Source organism: Lacibacter sp., from assembly GCF_035299325.1.
Taxonomy (GTDB): domain Bacteria; phylum Bacteroidota; class Bacteroidia; order Chitinophagales; family Chitinophagaceae; genus Lacibacter.
This window is the reverse complement of the sequence record NZ_DATGWT010000037.1, coordinates 124,416-142,254: the sequence shown is the minus strand read 5'-3', so window position 1 is coordinate 142,254 and position 17,839 is coordinate 124,416. Positions and strand designations below refer to the sequence as shown.

Below are 17,839 nucleotides of genomic sequence, written 5' to 3'. Positions count from 1 at the left end.
GGCAATTTGTTGGCAGGAATTTGGAAAAAAAGTTGATTCACTCTTTCCCAGTCCCTAATTCCCAATTACTCTCTAACTATCTGGCTACGTTTACAGCTCTTTTTTCACGAATAACAGTCACTTTGATCTGACCCGGATAAACCATTTCTGTTTGTATTTTCTGTGCCATTTCAAAGCTCAATTTGTCTGATTCAGCATCGGTCACTTTTTCTGCTTCCACAATTACCCTCAACTCACGACCAGCCTGGATAGCGTATGCTTTCTCAACACCGGGATAACCCATTGCCAGGTTCTCAAGATCCTTGATACGCTGGAGGTATTGTTGCATGATCTCACGACGGGCACCGGGCCTTGCACCACTGATGGCATCACAAGCCTGTACAATCGGAGAAATCACATACTGCATTTCCATTTCATCGTGGTGGGCACCAATGGCATTTACTACCGCCGGGTTCTCACCATATTTTTCAGCAAGCTTGGCACCAAGCAATGCATGGCTCAATTCAGTTTCTTCATCCGGCACTTTACCGATATCGTGCAGGAGACCGGCACGTTTTGCCAATTTAGGATTCATTCCTAATTCAGCAGCCATGATAGAACAAAGATTGGCTGTTTCACGGCTGTGCATCAAGAGGTTTTGACCATAAGATGAACGGAAACGCATACGTCCCACCATCCTGATCAATTCTTTGTGCATACCGTGGATACCTAATTCAATTACGGTGCGCTCACCAATTTCCATCACCTGCTCTTCAAGCTGCTTACGGGTTTTTTCAACCACTTCTTCAACACGGGCAGGGTGAATACGACCATCGGCCACTAAACGCTGCAAACTCAAACGGGCCACTTCACGACGAAGCGGATCGAAAGAGGAGAGAAGAATGGCTTCAGGTGTATCATCAACGATCAGGTCAACACCCGTTGCTGCTTCAATCGCACGGATGTTTCTACCTTCACGACCAATGATCTGACCTTTTATTTCATCGCTTTCAAGGTTGAAAACGGTTACAGTATTTTCAATTGTTTGTTCAGCAGCAGTACGCTGTATAGACTGGATCACGATCTTGCGTGCTTCCTTATTTGCTTTCAATTTGGCATCTTCAATAATTTCCTGTTGAAGTACCAAGGCACGGGTTTGTGCTTCCTGTTTCAGGCTTTCGATCAATTGATTCTTGGCTTCTTCAGCGCTTAATCCCGCAATTTTCTCCAATCTGCGGATATGCTCTTCCTGGTGTTTCTCCAGCTCAGTGCGTTTCAGATTTACCACTTCGATCTGGCGGTTGAGGTTTTCCTTGATCGCCTCGTTCTCCTTTATCTGTTTGTCGAGATTGGCTTCTTTCTGATTGATCGATTGTTCTTTCTGACGGGCACGGTTCTCACTTTCATTGATCTTACGGTTGCGTTCAGTTACTTCACGATCATAATCCGATTTGAGCTGTACGAATTTTTCTTTTGCTTCAAGTTCCTTTTCCTTGCGGATGGTTTCTGCTCGCAGCCCTGCTTCTTTTATAATTGATTGTGCCTGTAAATCTGCTTCCTCTAACTGTTTACGGGTGTTTTTTGCGAAGATGATCTTGCCCAAAATCACACCTGCTATTAGTGCGACCACACCTATTATGACATATAAAATTGCTGGTTCCATTGTTGTTGACTGGTTTGTTATTTGTTTTCTGCAAATCGTTCCTTTCTATGGCGTTGTACAAGTTCATAGCGGGACAATAGTGGCGAAAATACAGAAAAAAGAGGTAGGAAACCTTGAACGTAATAACAGAATCAAGGCTTTAACATGTGTGTATTGGCTACATGTCCGCCATTCTATAAAGAACCGGCTGATTTTTTTGAGAGATAGTTATCCCTGCTTTAATAATTGATCGATCTGAAGCTCCAGCTTTTTTAATGCCTCAGCAGCAACCGATTCGTCGGCAGTACCGGAGCCTCTCGTATCTGTTGAAGTAACATCGGTTGCATACCAGATCAGTACCATAGAAATATAATCCTGCATATCCTTCCCGGCAAAACTGGTACGATATTCGAGCACTTTTTCATTGATGATCTTTACAGTTTTGCGTACATGCTCCTCGTGTTCGGGGCTTACTTTGATCCTGTAGCTGCGATCGCCAATAACAATATTTATCGGAATTAATGATTCCATCAAACTAAAATATAAAAAGGTTGTTATATATTACACGTTCGTAAAAAAAAGCTTCCTTATTCATCCGTTGCCGGCTGCGAAAATACCTCCCGTTTTATTATCTCTAAACCAACCTCGAAACATGTTCGCAAAAGTGAAACCACAAGTGTTCATTGATACACTTACGCTGGAACTTTCTTCGCCGGATAAGAATGCCGTTAGGGCAGTATTAAAAGATGAGAGTGGATTTGTATGCCGTCGTTTAGAATCGGAAGTATCTGCTCACCGCTCACTTATCTGGAGCGGATTAAATGACTTGCCTTACGGCGTTTACAGCATTGAAATAAAGCAAGGCGATGATGAAATGAAAATGCGGATCATCAAACGTGTGTGATCCTATTCCGTAAGTAAAGCAATACAACGATCGATCTCTTTAATAAAAAGATTGAGCTTCTTTTCAAGTTCCTTCTTCTCCTTGTCATCTAACTGCTGTTGCGATGCTTTGAGAATTGCGTTCTGCATTTCCAACACCTCAACTTCCTGTTTCTTATCGAACTGCTTATCTTTTAAACCATTCAATTCATCTTTCAGCTTTTTATTCTCCTTTTCCAGTTGCTGATGCTTTTTTACAAGCAACTGCATTTTTTGCTGGAGTGATTGAATATGTTGATCAATAGCTGACACAATGAATTGTTTGCTGAAAGGTATTATTTTCTGATCTCTGCAGACAATTGTTTTTCCAATGCCTGGATAAGTGTATCCATCATCTTCTCAGTTTCTTTATCCACCAAGGTCTTCTCATCGTCCTGGAAGATGAAATTGAGAGCCATCGATTTTTTATCGGCACCTATCTTTTCACTTTCAAATACATCAAATAACGAAACTCCTTTCAAGCGGGCCACTTTTGCATTGTTGATCGTTTTTTCCACTTCAGCATAGCTTGTGCTTTTTGGAATAACGATTGCCAAGTCACGTTCAACTGCCGGGAAACGTGGTATTTCTTTGTACTCCAGTTTTGCTTTAGCAGCAAGCTGAGTTAAGATGTTCCAGTTAATATCAGCAAAGTAAACCGGTTGTTTAATGTCGAACTGTTTTAATTGTGCAGCATCAACAATGCCAATTTTTGCAATTACTTGTTTCTTTACTTTGTAATTGATCAAACCACTGAAACCTTTTTCAGCTTCTGCAATTTCTGTTTCAGCCGATAAACCTGCCTGCAGCAAAATGCTGTTCACCACCGATTTCAGAAAATACACATCAGTTGCTGAAGCTTTTTGCTTCCAGGAGGCTTCTGTACTTCCTGTTGTGTAAATAGCTAAATGATCTGTTTCGAAATATTTACCTACATCTGAAGTGGTATAAGTTTTTCCAAATTCAAACAGGCGAAGATTGTTATTCCTGCGGTTGAGATTAAATGAAACGCATTGCAAACCTGTTTCCAGCATTGATGGACGCATCACATTCAATTCAGCACTCAGGTTGTTCAGCATCTTTACTGTTGTGCTCAATACTTCTTCACTATACCATGCACTGTTGGCAATGGAGTTGGTGAAGATTTCATTGAAACCCTGGCCTGCAAGAATATTGCTGATCTTTTCTTTGTAAGCAAAACTTGTTTGATCAGCTTCTGTTGATGGGGAGATAGTGATGCTCGTTGGTATCTCCACATTATCTAATCCATCAATACGCATTACTTCTTCAGCAAGATCTGCCGGCAGTTCCATATCAGGTTTGCTGAACGGAGCAGCCACCCAAATTTCATCAATCGATTCTTTGATCAATTCAAAATTGAGTGATTCAAATATTTTCTTTACAGTATCCGGGTGATAATTCTTACCGCTGATCTTTTTCAAATAATGAAACTTGAGAGCGATCTGCGTTTTTTGTTTTGGTGTTGGATAAACATCCACCACATCACTTGCAATTTCGCCGCCACCCAATTCTTTGATCAATAATGCGGCACGTTTTAATACATTCACTGCATTGCTGATGTCAACACCTTTTTCAAAACGTGTGGCAGCATCGGTACGCAGGTTATGACGGAACGATGTTTTTCGTGTTGTAATCGGGTTGAACCAGGCACTTTCCAAAAAGATATTCTTCGTGCTTTCTTTAACACCACTTTTGGTTCCACCGAACACACCGGCAATACACATGGGCTCTTCTGCATTGCAGATCATCAAGTCTTCAACACTCAGTTTGCGCTCTTTTTCATCGAGTGTAAGAAACGGAGTTCCTTCAGGAAGATTTTTTACGATCACTTCTTTACCTGTGATAGCATCTGCATTAAATGCATGCAACGGCTGACCGGTTTCATGCAGAATGTAATTCGTGATATCGACTATATTATTAATCGGACGAACACCGATTGCCTTCAAACGTTGCTTCAACCAGGTTGGACTTTCTTTCACCGTTACATTGCTTATGCTCACACCGGCATAACGCTGACAGGCATCTTTGTTCTCTACCTTTACAGTAATAGGCAGCGATTTATTATCAACCTTAAATCCGTTGCTGAACGGAGATTTAAGCGTGTATTGTTTTTTATCGTGAAAGTTGAGGTATGCAATCACATCTCTTGCCACACCCATATGACTCATCGCATCCATATGGTTGGGTGTTAAACCGATCTCAATGATCCAATCGGTGTATAATTGAAAATAATCAGCCGCAGCACTTCCCACTCTTGCATCATCTTTCAGGATCATGATACCTGCATGACTTGCACCTAAACCAATTTCATCTTCGGCACAGATCATTCCCTGGCTTTCAACGCCACGGATCTTTGCTTTTTTCATGGTCATTGGTTCGCCGGTCAACGGATAAATGGTTGTGCCAACTGTTGCCACCACCACTTTTTGACCAACGGCTACATTCGGTGCCCCACAAACGATTTGCAAAGGTTCAGCAGCACCAACATTCACTGTGGTAAGCGAAAGTTTATCAGCATCAGGATGTTTTTCGCAAGTGAGCACTTCACCAATCACGAGGCCTTTCAGCCCACCTTTTACTTCTTCATATGCCTCCATACTCTCCACTTCTAAACCAATGGAAGTAAGGATACGGCTCAAACGCTCGGGTTCTACTGCTACCGGTAAATATTCATGGAGCCATTTATAACTGATCGTCATACTATAATCAACTTTTATTCAGAAAGCTGCAAAGATAATTGATTGAAGGCTTGAGGAGTAAACGAGTTTTAGTCGAAATCAAGCATTCTAAAATCGTATCCAGACCAATCTTTCAGCAATGAAGAATCACACAATTCAATAAAAAATGAAGGTAACAGTTATGCTCAAGTGCAGTCAGGATTTGCAATCGGTTTTAAGTGATATGAAATCGGACAGAAAGCAAGCCGGTAAAGGTTTTCAGGTAACGAAAAGGCAGAAAAAACAGTAAAAATCCATATTGTAATCCGCATCAGTCTGCCAAAAAAAAGTCATAAAATCTTTCTGCACAGCGGGTGTGCAAATACATTAGGTTTGGGCGAAAAAATAATTTAAATTGAGGATAACAGGCCTGATTTATGTGAATGAAGGAGCAAAACCGGTGGATAACCTTAAATTTAATGTGAACAGGGGTTGAAGAAATTAAGAGTGGGATTTGTTTTTGCTTGTATCATTTTCTCATTTACATTCGTCGCCCTTGTTCCGGTAACAATTGCTTAACATGAAAATTGGGTAAACGATTGTGAAAGAAAAGGAACCCGAATTCAACCATTGTATTCCCTGTTTTAAACTATGGATCTTACTAATCTCAATAAAGACCGCAAAACAAAGCGGAAGGCACCGCTTGACCTCACTACCATGGTATATGGCAAAGTTCCGCCCCAGGCTAAGGAACTTGAAGAAGCCGTACTTGGTGCCGTAATGCTCGAAAAAAGTGCTTTCGATGCCATCAGCGAAATTTTACGTCCGGAATGTTTTTATGTAGATGCTCACCAGCGCATCTTCCGTGCTATGCAGGGACTTACAGCTAAAAGTTCGCCTATCGATCTGCTTACGGTAGTGGAAGAATTGAAAATGCGTGAAGAACTGGAAATGGTTGGCGGTGCTTACTATGTAACTCGACTCACCAACACGGTTGTATCAACTGCAAACATTGAAGCGCATGCACGTATCATTCTGCAGAAATTTTTACAACGTGAGTTGATCCGCATCAGCGGTGAAACCATTGGTGATGCGTATGAAGAAAGTACCGATGTATTCGATCTGCTCGATGATGCAGAAAGCAAACTGTTTGAAATAACCAATAACTATCTCCGTAAAAACTTTGATTCGTTTGATAATGTGTTGATCAAAACCATTCAGCGTATTGAAGACATGCGGAATAAGCAGGAAGATATTACAGGTGTACCAACCGGTTTTGCAACCATGGATAAAGTGATCTACGGTTGGCAACCTTCTGACCTGGTGATTCTGGCTGCACGACCTGCCGTGGGTAAAACTGCATTTGCATTGAACCTGTTGCGCAACGCAGCATTGAGTGCAAGTAAACCAACACCAGTTGCCTTCTTCTCACTTGAGATGGGTGCTGCACAGTTGGTACAACGTATTCTTTCGGCAGAGAGTGAGATCATGCTGGAGAAGATCTCCCGTGGTAAACTGGAAGATCATGAGGTACAGCAGTTGTACAAAAAAGGAATTGAACGTTTAGCAAAAGCACCCATCTTTATTGATGACAGTGCTGCTTTGAATATTTTTGAACTACGTGCAAAAGCCCGCCGCCTGGTAAATAAGCACGGAGTAGGGTTGATCATTATCGATTACCTGCAATTGATGAGCGGAAGTGCCGGTAACAAAAATACCAACCGTGAACAGGAGATCAGTACAATTTCAAGGGGCTTGAAACAACTTGCAAAAGAATTGAACATTCCCATCATTGCACTTTCGCAGTTGAGTCGTGAGGTAGAGAAACGTAAAGATGGAAACAAGATGCCGCAGTTGAGTGATCTCCGTGAATCGGGTGCCATTGAACAGGATGCGGATATGGTAATGTTCCTGTACCGTCCCGAATACTATGATATTACTTCGAATGAATTTGGCGAAAGCAATCGTGGTGAAACACATATACGTATTGCAAAGCACAGGAATGGTTCGCTGGAAACAATTAAGCTGAGAGCATTATTACATATTCAGAAGTTTGTGGAGGATGATTTTGGTGATAATATGGGTGGTGGTGGATTTGGTGGTTCACAAGGACCATTACCCGGCGGACCAGGTATGATGCCGGGTGGCGGAAACTGGAAACCGGTGCCAAGCGATGATGGCCCTAAAGTATTTGTACAGAAAGGCAGTAAGATGAATGATATGAACTTCGATGAGGAAACGCCGTTTTAGATTTCTGATTTCGGATGTATGATTTTAGATTTGTCCCGCTTGCGTAAGGCGGGACAAATTTTTTATGGCATTACCATTTTTTTATATTGAATCTTTTGATGCATCTCAGCAACTCATTACGTTAAATGAAGAAACATCCAAACACGTAGTGCAGGTGTTGCGTATGCAGGTGGGAGAACAATTGAATTTAACGGATGGTAAAGGAAGTTTGCTCACTGCTGCTATCAGTGATGCACATAAAAAACATTGTGTGGTGCAGGTAAAGACTGTAAGCTACAAGCCACAAGCTGCTCGTAAAACAACCATTGCAGTTTCATTAGTGAAGAACGCAAGCAGATTCGAATGGTTTTTAGAAAAGGCAACCGAGATCGGTGTAACAGAAATTATCCCTTTGCTCTGTGAACGAACCGAACGTCAGCATTTCCGTTTCGATCGTATGAAAGGGATTTTAGTAAGTGCAATGTTGCAAAGCCAGCAAACATGGTTGCCTGTTTTACACGAGCCTACAAAATTTGAAAATTTGAAAATGATGCAATTTGAAAATGCACTTAAGCTTATTGCGCATTGTGATGAAACGGAGAGAACTCCATTTTCAAATTTTCAAATTAACCAATTTCAAAATTCTATCATCCTTATTGGTCCGGAAGGAGATTTCACCACGACAGAGATCAACACAGCTATTGCAGAAGGATATAAACCTGTGATGCTTGGTGAAACAAGATTGCGTACAGAAACAGCTGCTGTTGTAGCTGCTACATTACTATGCATTACCTAAGTAGAAATTGCAAAAATCTGTTGTTGTAATTATAATTTAATAGCACGAACTTTCTATTCAATTCTCTATCTCTGCCGCAAAATTTTTCTTTCATTTCTAAAACATGAGAATATGAAACGGGATATTTTATCTGTTGGCGGTATTGTGTTTATTTCACTTTCACTTTTATTCTTGGCGTATCTGTTTGTTACTTCACTTACAAAACAATTCTTTAATGAGGTTCCCGATTATGCTGACACATGGATGACGACACCAGCTGCTTTGAACAGATAGGTATTACCAAAAGTCTTTGGTATGAGACTGAACAAGTTAAGCTGAATGAGGTAATTTACCGCTGAGGTTGGAGAGACGAAGAACCTAACCGTGGTTCACACAGTTGAAACAGGGGGCTGTGCAAAAGATCAGTTCACAATTTTATTGGCACAGCTGCTGCTGGCGAAGGCTTCAGGTTTGGCTTTAAAGGCAAAGCCCATACCAAGGATATAACCCATTGCTTCACGCAATGCTTCATTACTTTTGAAGTGCGGGTTGGTGTTGATGTCGGCATGTACTTCCATATCAACATCATACTCTGTAAACAGATCGCAAAGTTCATAAGCAATCTCAATACTCTTTGCTACTTCAACAAGCATACGTTCTTTAATGGAATACTTCTGTCTTGTTTTTTCGTTGTGGATGAACATGAATCCACCATGACCTTCACGCAAAAAAACAATCACAGTTGCAAATTCAGTTTCCATTCCTTTTACCTGGCTGTCGGTTCCAATACAAACCTTTAGTCGAAAGCCTTTACTGGTTTCTCTAATGATGGCGGCACGTACCTCTTCCTTGATCGGAATGCGGATATGCTCGCCATTGAATTTTCTCCATTTCATAAAAAGGGTTTTCCTAATTTACGAAATTCTTTCCGGCTGCTGCAAATTTGTTGAGTTATGTGTTTATTAACAGGTGGGGATAAGCGAAGAAGACGATAGACGGTAGTCGACAGGCCACGGAACAATCCGTTAGCTTTAAACCTCTTGCAAAAACGTTAATCAGAGAATCAATATTGACCAGTGCTTAACATCACCAACGTACAGGCTTCCATTGGCTGAATATTGTTTTGAAGTGCAAGTTGTTTCAGCTCTTCATTTTCAGCACCGGGGTTAAAGATGATGCGTTTCGGTTTGAGCGAAAGAATATAATCGTAATATTCTTTTTGATGAAGAGGGTTTAAGTAGAGCGTAACCGTATCAAGATCTTCAACCGGTTGTTTTGTTGTTTCAATTGTTACGTCTTCAACAGTACCAGCATGCTTACCAATACCAACTACCTCATGTCCTTTACTGCGAAGACGTTGTATGGCCAGATAGCTGTAGCGTGAACTGTTATCAGATGCGCCGAGTACAAGTGTTTTCTTACTCATATTGTAAAGTTACAACTTGAATAATAACTGCAGTATCGTCAATGCTGCAATAAGAAATTGATGTTACTTACAAACAACCAGATAAATACCACTGCAAACGTGATGAACAACGTATTCATCAACACTTCTCCAATTTTGAAAATGAGTTTATTGGGAATTTCATACATAGGGTAATAGGCAAATTGTGTAATAACCTTCCCTGTCCAGTAGGCAGCAATTAAACCGGTTATTGCAACAGCTAGTGGGCTGCCGTTCTTTAACTCATCAGCAAGTAAGAATGAGATCAAGCCAAAGGAAAAGTTTAACCCTTGAATGTAGCGGCCATATGTTTTAGCGATTTCCTGGTTAAGAGGTTTCAGTTTTTTGATATCGTTATACCAATCAAAAACTTTGTGACGTACATATGGATAAACCATGGCAGTAAAAATTTGACCCGCAGCACCAATGTAAATAAGCCAGTTGGGAATTGTGTAGTTCATAACAATTTATTTAATGATGAGTTATTTCAAATGCACAAACTCTTTCAATTGCAAAGCCCTTAATTCTCTCCAACAGATCCATGTGTAAGCAATGGCCATAAAAGGAGCAGCATATAATAATATCCATAAACCAATACCAAGTGGAGTAAGCAACAACAGGATAACAACCAACCAGTGATAATACAAACGAAGACTGTTGGTATTTGTAAACCAATGCGCCAAAGCATGTGTGATCATACCAACAATATGTAACGCTCCAACAACGAAGTAAGCAGTGAAGAGCAGTCCGCCATCTCGTATGATAATCCAGCTGATAAAGAACGCTGCGATCAGTAATACACTACTGTAAAATTCAAATTGTTTAAACAGCTTCATGTTTCATGTATTTTATAATTTCAGAAAAAAATGAAAATATTGTGTTTTAAAAAAGCCGAACGAATCGGCTGTATTGATCTTTGATCAATTATTTAAAGAGTTTCAATGCTGTACTGATGAACCAATTCTCATCACTCTTCACCACCACATCGAGCATACTATCAGCATGGGCACCAAATTTTTTGATCCCACTAATTGTGTCGAGAAAGGTTTTTACTTCCTTATCTTTTTTATCGCCATCCACTTTGCTTAACTGATCCATCAGTTTCATCATCGGATCAAGTTCACGCTTCTTCCGTTCTTTAATAATCTGCCGGGCTACTTTCCAGATATCTTTTTCGGCGGTGAAATATTCTTTGCGTTCGCCTTGTATCAGTACACGGTCAACCAATCCCCAATCGATCAGGTCACGGATGTTCATGTTCACATTACCCCGGCTGATATTCAACTGGGCCATCACATCGTCCTGTGTAAGCGGGTCAGGACTGATCATCAGCAAAGCATGGACCTGTGCCATTGTGCGGTTAATGCCCCAATGTGTACCCATGGCACCCCAGGTGCTGATGAACTGTTGTTTGGCTTCGGATAATTTCATGGCCCTAAGTTAGCAAACAATTCCGAATTTTCAGTAATTACTGAAAATTAATTTTTAGTAAGACTGGCCGTGTGTGAGGCGTATCAATGGCTTGGCCAGGAAGGGTAGTGTTTTGACTGAATTGATGAAAAGATTCGTGACGCTTGACTTGCCAAACAGGCCTTGAATCAGTCGGCCGGTTTTTAATCGTTTGGCAAACTGTTGTTGCCAATTGCGACTGTAGCATTCTTCCATTTGCGCTCGTGTGATTTCATGTTGCAGAAACGCATGCACTTGTTCAAACGCAAGTTTGCTTCCATGCATAGCCATGCTCATGCCGTTGCCGCAAAGAGGCGCAATCATACCCCCTGCATCACCGATCATCAACACATGATGCTCCACCAGTTGCTTTTGCTCAAAGCTGATTTGCGAAATGGTAACGGGCGAATCGTACAGAAATTCAGCTTCGTCAAATATTTTTTTTAGCTGTGGATTTTTACACAGAATAGTTTTCTCCATCTGCTCAATACTGTTATTGCTTTTTTGCAGATTAACAGCCGTGGTTAAATAACAAAGACAAAATTTTCCATCTTCAATTTGTGAAATGCCACAGTATCCGTTTTCGAAATTGTGCAAGGCAATTACGTCAGCAGGGCGATCGATCTTGATATGATATTTAACACCGATGTAGTTGTTGAGCTTATTGGGCTTTTGCTGTACAAAATTTCGATTCCATTTTACATCCAGGTTACTTCGTTTGCCAAAACAACCTGCGGCAACTGTAGCGGTAAACTCACCTGCAGTTGAATGAATACTAAATGCTTTGTTCTGAAAAATCACATCATTCACTTTTGTTTCTTCCAGTAATAACACATTGTGTTGCCGGGCAATGTTTGCCAACATTTCATCAAGTTTATAGCGACTGATACCAAAGCCTCCAAGTGGCAGTTCGTGTTTAAAAATATTTCCATTCGGTGACGATACTTCCAGTTGTTTGATAACAGGCAAGTTCAGTTTCGATAAAGGAATGCCTAACGATTCGAGAAAGTTCCAGCTTTCCAAACTGATGTATTCGCCACAAACTTTATGGTAAGGATATTTTTCTTTTTCAAATAACACAACAGCGTAGCCTTGTTTAGCTGATTGAATTGCTAATGCCAATCCTGCAAGTCCGCCGCCAATGATTGCAATATCGTAATGCCTGTCAGTCATGTTTAAAAATAAGCAACCAGCGAAATGCCCACATCCACTTTAATTGATAATGGATGATGGATGATTGTTGTAGTATTTCGATCAGCTCATCTTTTTTAAAACCACGTGCAACACTTAATGGTGCGTCGTTTTTTACAAGGTATGATTTTGAAAAGAGAGTCGTTAATAATTTGATGGAATGATACGCAAGCGGGTGACGGTGCAGATCGTTCACAAAAAAGCCAAGCGTAGAATTATTTTTCATCCATATGAATTGCCGTTGCAATTCATCTTCTGTAAAATGATGACAGAACAAGGAAGAAAAAATAATGTCGGGCTTTTGTGTAAACATTGCTTTTGAATAATCGGAACAGATAAATTCAATTCCTTCATTCTCTTTTCTTGATCTGGCATAAGCAATGCAATGCGGGTTGATATCAATACCAATCAGTTTTAAATAAATACGTTTCTTTTCGCAGTATTGTTGAATTGCTCTCAGATTATCGCCACCGCCGCAACCAATTTCACAGACGATCAGTGCTTGGGGGTGAGCCACCCCAAATGCAGGCGTGTGACTAACCCTGTTCATTATTTGTTGTAATCCTTTTATTGTGATCTGATGTCCGCCCAACCATGTATTGATCACATCCAGTTCCTGCATATTCTGTTTGATGTCTTCAAACGGAATATCATCGCCATCGAGTAGTTCTTTTTGATATGATCGTTGTGTGAGATCAGGCATGTGTTGAAGCTACAAAAGTTTCCATTGTTAAACCGGGGCCAAAGGCGGCACCAAAAATGGATTCATCCGTACTGCTGCGTTGCATCAGTTCTTTCAGCACAAATAAAATAGTGGGAGAGGACATGTTGCCATAATCACGCAACACATCATAACAAGCCTGCAGCTTCCCTTCCGGCAATTGCAGCGCTTTATGAATGGTATCTACAATACGTCTGCCGCCGGGATGAATACACCAGTTGCTGATCTCTTGCTGCTGCAAACCTGCATGATGCAATGCACGTTCAACCAGCGGCGCAAAATCTTCTTTAATGAGATCGGGGATATATCCACTCAGCGTCATTAAGAAACCTGTGGATGAAAGCTCCCATGCCATATCCCGTTTTCCTTTCGGAACAACTTCGCTGTAAAAACTTTTCAGGTGTAATCCTTTTGGAGTCGAATCATCGTGCATCACCAATGCCGCTGCACTGCCATCGCCAAACAAAAGTGTGGAAGCAATACTATCAGGACTCGCATCTTTTTGAAAATGTAATGTGCACAGCTCAGTACAAACGATCATCACTTTAGCAGCACGATCGGTTTTGCAAATCATATCTGCCATTTTTAAACCGTGAATAGCTGCGTAACAACCCATGAAGTTGATGGAAGTACGAAAGATATTTTTTGGAAGATCCATTAACTCCATTACCATCAGGTCAAGACCCGGTGCACTCATGCCTGTGCAACTGACGGTGATGAGATGTGTGATCTCTTGACTGTTGATCTTTCCCGCAATGCATTGCCTGATGGCATCAACAGATAACGGTGCCGCATAACGGTTATACCAACGCATGCGATGTTCAAGATCGGGAAAGGGTTCAAGATTTTCGCTGTGCGGATAAAATTTCCATTCAGGTAATTGATGACTGTAATCGGGAATGGCTGAATAACGTGTATCAATACCGCTTTGGCTATAGAGAAATCTCAACTTTCTGTTTTCAACTGTATCCAGTGCATACACTTCCTGCATGAACTGCAGAATATCTTTCTGCGCATGTTTAAATGCCGGAACGGCTGTGCCAATGGAAATAAGTTTACTCAAATTGATTCATGATTAAGATCGTAATAAATGCTGCGTTGGTGCATATACTTGCCAAAACGTTCATTTGCATCGTATGTTTAAAATCTGCAAAACTTTCTGACTTCCACACTTTCACTGCCCACCATAAGAAATAAACGAGGATTGGAAGAAAAAAGATGCTGAGGATAAAAAATTCTTTGATCATGAGTGATGAAAAGAAGGTATATCCTACAAATAACATGGCAACGGAGTAAACAACAGCACAGAATACAAATGTTTTGCGGTAGCCCAGCAAGGAACTGATGGTTGTAACGCCATCTTCTTTATCCTGCTTGTGCTGATAAATTTGAGTGAGCGGATAAAATCCACCGATCAATAAACTAGCTGCAATCATACCTGCAATTGGCATGCCTGTTTTCAACAGCACCGAACTTCCGTGGTACACCATCCAGAAAACCAAACCACCTTGTAACGTAATTACGGTGAGATAGCCAAGAATGGGATATTGTTTAAGACGTATGCCCCGATAGCTATATAATCTTGAACCAATGATATAAATGAAACTGCCCAATGCAAACCAGTTACTGATCAGGAAAGACAATGCAACAGCAACAAGATCCATGATGATCGATACATAAAACAGTTGCTTTGTGGGTTGTAAAGGATTTTTTACACCACCGATGGGTGACGTATCTCTGTCCATATAACTGTTATAACCATTACTGGAGGGATAGATGAGTACATGCAGAATGATAAATATCAGCACAGCATTTGTGGGGTTGATGTTCACCAACTGTGTTAATGCAAACCAGTAAACGGGCATTAAGAAAATCGAAAAATGAAATCGCAAAAGCTGTATCGTACTTTTCCTGATCATGCGTTGATTGTGCTTGTTGTAAATGTAAGCTTTGTTTAACGGGTAAACTATCGCCTGGCTGTCATTTGCCGGCTGAAGCTAACACAACAAGCCTTCTGCCAAAATGTTTTTGACAATGCGGAGCAGGCGTTGAAAAAGTAAATTGCTGTTTGCCGCTTCTTGTGGCTAGATACGGAAAGGTTTATCCTGATTAAATCACTTATCTCAAATACCATTGGCTGCTGTAAGAATAACCGGCTTGCCATCTGTGATCATGATAGTATGTTCGTGCTGTACTACATAGCCGCCTTTGTTGCCAACAAAAGTCCAGCCATCTTCCAACTCCACTGCTTGTGTGGAATGCGTGGCAATGAATGTTTCAATGGCAACCACTGAATTTTTGCGAAAACGTTTTGTATTAAATCTGTCGTAGTAGTTGGGAATTTCAAGCGGATCTTCGTGCAAACTTTTACCAACACCATGACCCGTTAAATTCTGTATCACTTTACAGTTTGCTTTCTTCGCTTGTGTTTCGATCAGCTTCCCGATCTCTGCTATACGCACACCACCTTTGATCTGGTCAAGTGCGTTATATAAAATACGTTTCGATAGATCAACCAATGGTTGATGTTGATGCAGATCTTCACCCACAACAAAGGAACCACCATTGTCCGACCAATAACCATCTAACTCAGCCGACACATCAATATTCACCAGATCGCCCTCCTGCAAAATAATATTGGTAGAGGGAATGCCGTGTGCAAATGATTTGTTTACACTAATGCAGGTGAAGCCGGGAAAATTATACGTAAGAAAAGGTGCCGATTTAGCACCCATGTCCTCCAACATCTTTCCACCAAACTCATCCAGTTCTTTTGTGCTGATGCCGGGCTTTGCATATTCACGCATGGCTTTGAGCGTTACAGCAACTGCGTTACTGATCTTTTGCATGCCTTCAAGTTCTGCATTGTTGGTGATGGACATAGTTGTTCTGTTTAGTTAATAAAGATAAATCAGAGTTGTCTGCTTCTTCAACCATTTAACAATAAAAAAATCCCGTTGCAGCAATGCAACGGGATCGTATAAAATAGATTGGAGATACTTATACCAACATTGTAACAGGATTCTCGATATACTTCTTCAGTGTTTGCAGGAACGATGAACCAACAGCACCATCCACACTGCGGTGATCGCAACTCAAAGTTACTTTCATAACGTTGGTTGTACCAAAGCTGCCGTCAGCTTTCTTGATAACGATCTCTTTAATTCGGCCAACAGCAAGAATACAACTGTCGGGAGGATTGATGATGGCAGTGAAATCTTCGATATCCATCATTCCTAAATTCGAGATCGTGAATGTGTTACCGGTGAATTCCTGCGGTTGCAGTTTACCTGTTCTTGCTTTATCGTACAAGCCATTTGCTTCAGAAGCGATCTGGCTCAAACTTTTCTGATCTGCAAATTTGAATACTGGAACAATCAATCCCTGGTCAACTGCAACAGCACTACCAATATGAATATGATTGTATGTGCGGATGAATTCGCCCATCCATGAAGAGTTCACTGCAGGATGTTTGCGGAGAGCCATTGCACATGCTTTGATCATCATATCCTGGAAGCTGATCTTCACCGGACTGATGGCATTCATTTGTGCACGGGCTGCCATGGCGTTATCCATGTTCAACTCCATTTTCAAATAGAAGTGAGGAGCAGTGAACATGCTTTCGCCCAACCGACGGGCAATGGTCTTGCGCATGTTGCTGTTTGGCGTATCAACAAATCCTTCGCCTGCACCCGGAGTAAACGCAATAACAGGGGCAGAAGGAGTTGCAGCTTTTGCTGCAGGAGCACTTGCAGCAGCGGCTGCCGGTTTATAATTATCAATATCTGCTTTAATGATACGGCCACCATCGCCACTGCCTTGTACAGCATGGAGATCGATGCCTTTTTCAGCAGCAATTTTCTTTGCCAACGGAGATGCTTTTAAACGACCATTTTCTGTGCTTGAAGCTGTTGTTGAAGCAACAGCAGCAGGAGCACTTACGGCAGCAGTTGTTGTTGTTGCAGCGGGCGCACTTGCGGGAGCTGCAGCAGCACCCGGATTTTTAAATGCACTAACCAAAGCAGAGATATCTGTACCGGCTTTACCGATCACAGCAATTACTTCATTTACCTTGGCAGCATTGCCGGCTTCAACACCGGTATATAAAATTGTACCGTCTACATAAGGAATCACTTCCATGGTTGCCTTATCGGTTTCCACATCTGCAAGACTTTCATCAGCCTTTACAGCATCACCCACTTTCTTGTTCCAGGCAATGATCTTTCCCTCTGTCATAGTATCGCTCAGAAGCGGCATACGGATAACAGTAACACCGAGCTGTTGAGCTAATGCATCAGCATCAACACCTGAAGCGGCAGGAGCTGAAGGAGCTGGAGCAGCAGCCGTTTCTGTTGCAGCAGCGGGAGCCGGAGCCGGAGCCGGAGCAGCCGATCCGCCATCTAACAGGCTTTTATAATCTTCACCTTCTTTACCAACGATTGCAATAATTTCATTGATCTGTGCAGCTTTGCCTTCCGGAACGCCGATATAGAGTAAGGTGCCATCGGCATAACCCACAACTTCCATCGTAGCTTTATCGGTTTCAACATCTGCAAGCACATCATCGCCTTTAACTTTATCGCCCACCTGTTTGTTCCATTTCAGAATTTTTCCCTCGGTCATGGTATCACTTAACAGGGGCATACGAATCACTTCAGCCATAAGATCAGTTTTTTGTCGTAATGAGGGCGTGAAATTAAGGCAATTTGGGGAAATATAAGTCGGTAGTCTTTAGTTGATAGTCAGTAGTCTTTTGCCAATAATCGTTAGTCTGTGTTTGGCGGAAAAGAATCACATTAAAATGCTTCAA

At 41.4% G+C, this 17,839-nt stretch carries 19 protein-coding genes; 4 read left to right on the top strand and 15 right to left on the bottom strand.

The genetic code is table 11. From position 1 onward, the window contains the following. Positions 1-76 precede the first annotated feature (76 nt). On the bottom strand, positions 77-1,642 hold the full coding sequence (gene rny / locus VK159_RS20130) for a ribonuclease Y (protein WP_182802057.1): 1,566 nt from the start codon (positions 1,640-1,642) through the stop codon (positions 77-79). Between the two features lie 207 nt (positions 1,643-1,849). Continuing rightward, positions 1,850-2,152: a cell division protein ZapA gene (locus VK159_RS20125; protein WP_324231969.1), complete on the bottom strand. Its 303-nt coding sequence runs from the start codon at positions 2,150-2,152 to the stop codon at positions 1,850-1,852. 121 nt (positions 2,153-2,273) lie between these two features. On the opposite strand from VK159_RS20125, the gene VK159_RS20120 reads away from it, so the two are divergent. Beyond that, complete coding sequence (locus tag VK159_RS20120; RefSeq protein ID WP_324231968.1) at positions 2,274-2,525, top strand: hypothetical protein; 252 nt, start codon at positions 2,274-2,276, stop codon at positions 2,523-2,525. A 2-nt stretch (positions 2,526-2,527) separates the two neighbouring features. Here VK159_RS20120 and VK159_RS20115 read toward each other — a convergent pair whose 3' ends face one another. Together VK159_RS20115 and pheT are read right to left on the bottom strand one after the other, a co-directional pair. Next, positions 2,528-2,815, bottom strand: coding sequence for a hypothetical protein (locus VK159_RS20115; RefSeq protein ID WP_324231967.1), 288 nt, complete (start codon positions 2,813-2,815; stop codon positions 2,528-2,530). 23 nt (positions 2,816-2,838) lie between these two features. Continuing rightward, positions 2,839-5,262 (bottom strand): phenylalanine--tRNA ligase subunit beta, encoded by a 2,424-nt coding sequence (gene pheT / locus VK159_RS20110; RefSeq protein WP_324231966.1) that lies wholly within the window; start codon positions 5,260-5,262, stop codon positions 2,839-2,841. A gap of 609 nt (positions 5,263-5,871) precedes the next feature. Here pheT and dnaB point away from each other — a divergent pair. The 3 genes from dnaB (at position 5,872) to VK159_RS20095 (ending at position 8,518) form a co-directional block, all read left to right on the top strand. Next, positions 5,872-7,470 (top strand): replicative DNA helicase, encoded by a 1,599-nt coding sequence (gene dnaB / locus VK159_RS20105; RefSeq protein WP_182802052.1) that lies wholly within the window; start codon positions 5,872-5,874, stop codon positions 7,468-7,470. A 64-nt stretch (positions 7,471-7,534) separates the two neighbouring features. Beyond that, positions 7,535-8,245, top strand: coding sequence for an RsmE family RNA methyltransferase (locus VK159_RS20100; protein WP_324231965.1), 711 nt, complete (start codon positions 7,535-7,537; stop codon positions 8,243-8,245). 111 nt (positions 8,246-8,356) lie between these two features. Beyond that, positions 8,357-8,518, top strand: coding sequence for a hypothetical protein (locus tag VK159_RS20095; protein WP_324231964.1), 162 nt, complete (start codon positions 8,357-8,359; stop codon positions 8,516-8,518). Between the two features lie 128 nt (positions 8,519-8,646). Here the strand turns inward: VK159_RS20095 and VK159_RS20090 are convergent, their stop codons facing one another. The 11 genes from VK159_RS20090 to VK159_RS20040 form a co-directional block, all read right to left on the bottom strand. Next, complete coding sequence (locus VK159_RS20090; protein WP_324231963.1) at positions 8,647-9,120, bottom strand: ribonuclease H-like YkuK family protein; 474 nt, start codon at positions 9,118-9,120, stop codon at positions 8,647-8,649. A gap of 167 nt (positions 9,121-9,287) precedes the next feature. After that, a complete protein-coding gene (locus tag VK159_RS20085; protein ID WP_324231962.1) occupies positions 9,288-9,650 on the bottom strand; it encodes a CoA-binding protein in 363 nt (120 codons plus the stop codon). Between the two features lie 38 nt (positions 9,651-9,688). After that, positions 9,689-10,129, bottom strand: coding sequence for a hypothetical protein (locus VK159_RS20080; RefSeq protein ID WP_324231961.1), 441 nt, complete (start codon positions 10,127-10,129; stop codon positions 9,689-9,691). Between the two features lie 21 nt (positions 10,130-10,150). After that, the gene (locus VK159_RS20075; protein WP_324231960.1) at positions 10,151-10,504 is read right to left on the bottom strand and encodes a hypothetical protein; all 354 of its coding nucleotides are present in this window, start codon (positions 10,502-10,504) and stop codon (positions 10,151-10,153) included. A gap of 88 nt (positions 10,505-10,592) precedes the next feature. Continuing rightward, positions 10,593-11,099, bottom strand: a complete 507-nt coding sequence (locus VK159_RS20070; protein WP_182802044.1) for a GbsR/MarR family transcriptional regulator — start codon at positions 11,097-11,099, stop codon at positions 10,593-10,595. A 54-nt stretch (positions 11,100-11,153) separates the two neighbouring features. Continuing rightward, complete coding sequence (locus tag VK159_RS20065) at positions 11,154-12,290, bottom strand: NAD(P)/FAD-dependent oxidoreductase (RefSeq protein ID WP_324231959.1); 1,137 nt, start codon at positions 12,288-12,290, stop codon at positions 11,154-11,156. Continuing rightward, entirely contained in the window at positions 12,283-13,011 is a 729-nt protein-coding gene (locus tag VK159_RS20060) for a methyltransferase domain-containing protein (protein ID WP_324231958.1), read from the bottom strand. The genes VK159_RS20065 and VK159_RS20060 overlap by 8 nt, the downstream gene beginning before the upstream one ends. Continuing rightward, the gene (locus tag VK159_RS20055) at positions 13,004-14,092 is read right to left on the bottom strand and encodes a type III polyketide synthase (protein ID WP_324231957.1); all 1,089 of its coding nucleotides are present in this window, start codon (positions 14,090-14,092) and stop codon (positions 13,004-13,006) included. Before VK159_RS20055 ends, VK159_RS20060 begins: the two co-directional genes overlap by 8 nt. Beyond that, positions 14,085-14,948 carry a UbiA family prenyltransferase gene (locus VK159_RS20050; RefSeq protein WP_324231956.1) on the bottom strand — a complete coding sequence of 288 codons (864 nt, stop codon included), beginning with the start codon at positions 14,946-14,948 and terminating at the stop codon, positions 14,085-14,087. Before VK159_RS20050 ends, VK159_RS20055 begins: the two co-directional genes overlap by 8 nt. A gap of 204 nt (positions 14,949-15,152) precedes the next feature. After that, positions 15,153-15,911 (bottom strand): type I methionyl aminopeptidase, encoded by a 759-nt coding sequence (gene map, locus VK159_RS20045; protein WP_324231955.1) that lies wholly within the window; start codon positions 15,909-15,911, stop codon positions 15,153-15,155. A 118-nt stretch (positions 15,912-16,029) separates the two neighbouring features. After that, the gene (locus VK159_RS20040) at positions 16,030-17,691 is read right to left on the bottom strand and encodes a 2-oxo acid dehydrogenase subunit E2 (protein WP_324231954.1); all 1,662 of its coding nucleotides are present in this window, start codon (positions 17,689-17,691) and stop codon (positions 16,030-16,032) included. Positions 17,692-17,839 lie beyond the last annotated feature (148 nt).